2 protein-coding genes are annotated in these 3,606 nt (G+C 73.6%); one reads left to right on the forward strand and one right to left on the reverse strand.

The genetic code is table 11. The annotated features are described in order from the left end of the window. Positions 1-186 precede the first annotated feature (186 nt). On the forward strand, positions 187-987 hold the full coding sequence (locus V2S66_RS34220) for an SDR family NAD(P)-dependent oxidoreductase (RefSeq protein WP_330800994.1): 801 nt from the start codon (positions 187-189) through the stop codon (positions 985-987). A gap of 904 nt (positions 988-1,891) precedes the next feature. On the opposite strand, the gene V2S66_RS34225 is transcribed toward V2S66_RS34220, so the two are convergent. Further along, positions 1,892-3,475 carry an MDR family MFS transporter gene (locus tag V2S66_RS34225; RefSeq protein WP_330800996.1) on the reverse strand — a complete coding sequence of 528 codons (1,584 nt, stop codon included), beginning with the start codon at positions 3,473-3,475 and terminating at the stop codon, positions 1,892-1,894. Positions 3,476-3,606 lie beyond the last annotated feature (131 nt).

Consider the following 3,606-nt stretch of genomic DNA (forward strand, 5'->3'; position numbering starts at 1 on the left):
GAGTTGGTGAGCCTCGCCGCCCACCGGCAGGCACACCTGAGCGCCGGCCAGGCGGCCAACCTCGTGGTGGACACGTTTCTGTGCGGCGCCGGCGTCCGATGGGACGGCACATGAGTATACAGGTGTAGACTTTTCAGTGTTCCCACACCGCACGGGTGCGGGAGCGGCCCGGAAGGGGAGCAGCACATGAACCTCGATCTCACCGGCAAGCGCGCGCTGATCACCGGCTCCAGCGCCGGACTCGGCGAGGCCACCGCCCGGATGCTCGCCGCGGAAGGCGCGGCCGTCGTGATCCACGGACGGAACAAGGATCGGGTGGAGGCGGTCGCGGCGGCCATCCGCGAGGCCGGCGGAACGGCCACCACGGCACTGGGCGACCTGGCCACCGACGCGGGCGCCGCAGCCGTCGCCGACGCGGCGACCGCGGACGGCCCCGTCGACATCCTCGTCAACAACGCCGGCTTCTACCGGCACGTGTCGTGGGCGGACGCGACGCCCACGGAGTGGAGCGACACCTACAACGTCAACGTCGTCTCGGGTGTGCGCATGATCCAGCACCTGGTGCCGGCGATGCGCGAGCGCGGCTGGGGCCGCGTCGTGACCATCGGCGGCGGCCTGGCCTCCCAGCCGATGAACACCCACCCGCAGTACAACGCCACCCTGGCCGCCCGCCACAACCTCGCGGTGTCGCTGGCCCGCGAGCTGAAGGGCACCGGCGTCACCTCCAACGTCGTCTCGCCCGGGGCGATCCTCGTCGAGGCGACGAGGGAACTCGTCACGCAGATCGGCCCCGCCCGCGGCTGGGGCGACACCTGGGAGGAGATCCACCCCAACGCCGTCGACGCGCTCATCCCCAACGACCAGAACCGTTTCGGCGAGCCGGACGAGATCGCGGCAGCCGTCGCGTACCTGTGCAGCACCTACGCCCAGTACATGAGCGGCGCGACCATCCGGGTGGACGGCGGACTCATCCGCTCCGCGTTCTGAACCGCCCCGGCCGGCGCGGCGGCGGCGCCCCGCGGGACCGGATCGAGCGGGGCGGCCGGCTGCTCCGCGAGCCGGCCGCTTTCGGCTGCCGGCGGTCGCCGTCGGCCGCCGCCGCGCCTGAGCCGGGCGCGGACGTCCGCGCTTCCCGTACACCCCGACGCCCCGCCGGACGATGCCCGCCGCCTCGGGGGCGGAAGCGCGGCGGCGCCTGCGCAGGAACGGATCGCGCCTCTCGGCGCCCGAGGCGGTGCGCTCGGCGAGGGCCTGCGCGATGGCGCGCGCCACGCCGCCTCGTTCTGTGCCGGCGGCCTTCGGCCGGCCGAAGGAGCGGTCCACCGCCTCACCACCCTCACGCCCGCCCGTGCCGGCGATCCCCCGGACGCCGGCGCGGGCGCGTCCGCGCCGGCCGCGATGACGGTCACCTCGCAGGTCCCTGCGGCGTCACGCCGCCGCACGAGCCGTGCTAAGCCTTCGTCGAGCCGACACGTTCGCCCTGGACGAGACACTGCGCCTCCCAGGTCCCCTCTGCGTCACGCCGCCACACGAGCCCGTTCGTCGAGCCGACACTTCGCCGAGGACGAGGCCCAGCCGCCGTGCGGACGCGGCGACGGCCGGCGCCCCTGCGGATCACCTCGCAGGTCGCCGCTGCGTCACGCCGCCACACGAGCCCGTTCGCCGAGCCGACACGTTCGCCGAGGACGAGACACTGCCGCCCCACGCACGCACCGACGGCTGGCGCCCCTGCGGATCACCTCGCAGGTCCCCTCTGCGTCACGCCGCCACACGAGCCCGTTCGTCGAGCCGACACGTTCGCCGAGGACGAGGCCCAGCCGCCGTGCGGACGCGGCGACGGCCGGCGCCCCTGGGGGCGTCGGCCGGTCGAGGTGGAGCTGTGGTGGTGCGTTCAGGCGGCGATCGGGCCCTTGTCGCCCGTGTCCCTGTCAGCCTGGCCCGTGTCGGTGCGGACGTCGTCCTCGGCGACGCGGGCGGTGGCGACGGCGGCGCCTGCGCTGCTGCGGGACGCCGGCTTGAGGAAGACGGCCAGCAGGATTCCGGCGGCGAGCGCCGGGGCCATCCAGAGGTAGCCCGCCGCGGTCGCGTGGGCGAAGGCGTCCAGCGCGGTCTCGCGCAGCGCGCCGGGCAGCCGGCCGATGGTGTCGGGGCGGGCGGCGTCGAAACCGCCTGCCGCCGGCAGGGCGCGGGTGCGGTCCGCGAAGCCGGTGTTGAGCAGGGTGCCGAAGACGGCGACTCCGAAGGCCGCGCCGATGGAGCGGGCGAAGGTGACGACGGCGCTGGCGGCGCCGAGGTCGGCGGCGGGCACGCTGTTCTGGACCGTGGTCAGCACGACCATCGGCACCATGCCGATGCCGACGCCGGTGATCAGGAAGTAGACGCTCAGCACCAGGGTGCTGGTGGTGCCGCCGATGGTGCCCAGCAGGAGCAGTCCGGCGAGGTTGGCGGCCAGCCCGGCGAGCAGGATCGCCCGCAGCCGCCCGGCGTGCGCGGCCCAGCGTCCGGCCAGGGACTGGCTGATGACCAGGCCGGCGACCAGCGGCAGCATGGAGACGCCGGAGAGGGTGGCGGAGACGCCGTGGACGATCTGCAGGTACGTCGGCAGGTAGACCAGGACCGCGAACATCGCGGCGTTGGCGAAGAAGCCGATCAGCGAGGAGAAGACGACGGTCCGGGAGCCCAGCATGGCCGGCGGCAGGACCGGGGCGGCGGCCCGGCGCTCGACGGGCAGGAGCAGCAGGGCCAGCGCCGCGGTGGCCAGGATCAGGCCGATGATGGCGGGCGAGCCCCAGCCCCAGCGCTCGCCGAAGGACGTGACCAGCACCAGGCCGGTGGCGATGCCGGCGAGGAGGGTGGCGCCCGGGTAGTCGATCCGGGCCCTGGCCCCCCGGGTGGCGGCCGGCAGCGCCCGCGCGGCGACGGCCAGGGCGACGACGCCGAAGGGCAGGTTGATCAGGAAGGCCCAGCGCCAGGACAGCTGGTCGGTGAAGACGCCGCCCAGCAGGGGGCCGACGATGCTGGCGACGCCGTACACCGAGCCGAACATGCCCTGGTAGCGGCCGCGCTCGCCGGGGGCGACGATGTCACCGACCAGGGCGAAGGTCAGCACGATCATGCCGCCGCCGCCCACGCCCTGGAGGACGCGGGCGCCGATGAGTTCGGGCAGCGTCCGGGCCAGGCCGCAGGCCACCGAGGCGGCCAGGAAGATCGTGGTCGAGGCCAGGTAGAGCCGCTTGCGGCCGAACATGTCGCCGAGCTTGCCCCACAGCGGGGTGACCGCCGTCGAGGCGAGCAGGTACGCGGCGCTGACCCAGGCGATGTCGTCGAACCCGTGCAGGTCCTCGGCTATCCGGGGCAGTGCCGTCGAGACGATGGTCTGGTCCAGGGCCGCCAGGAGGACCGCGAGGATCAGGGCGCTCATGGCGGCGACGACACCGCCCTCCCTGGGCGATGGGGCTTGTTGTGCCTTCGACATCGGAACGTGCCTTTCGCTCTCGAACTCTCCGTCTTTCTGTCACTCGACTGTAGCACTTACTATTTCAATCTTCACTCCTCGATGGCGTTAAACGACCCAGGCTGCACATTCGACCGCTACACTCGGGGTCG

This window comes from Actinacidiphila polyblastidii, assembly GCF_036353415.1.
In the GTDB taxonomy this organism is placed as follows: Bacteria; Actinomycetota; Actinomycetes; order Streptomycetales; family Streptomycetaceae; genus Actinacidiphila; species Actinacidiphila polyblastidii.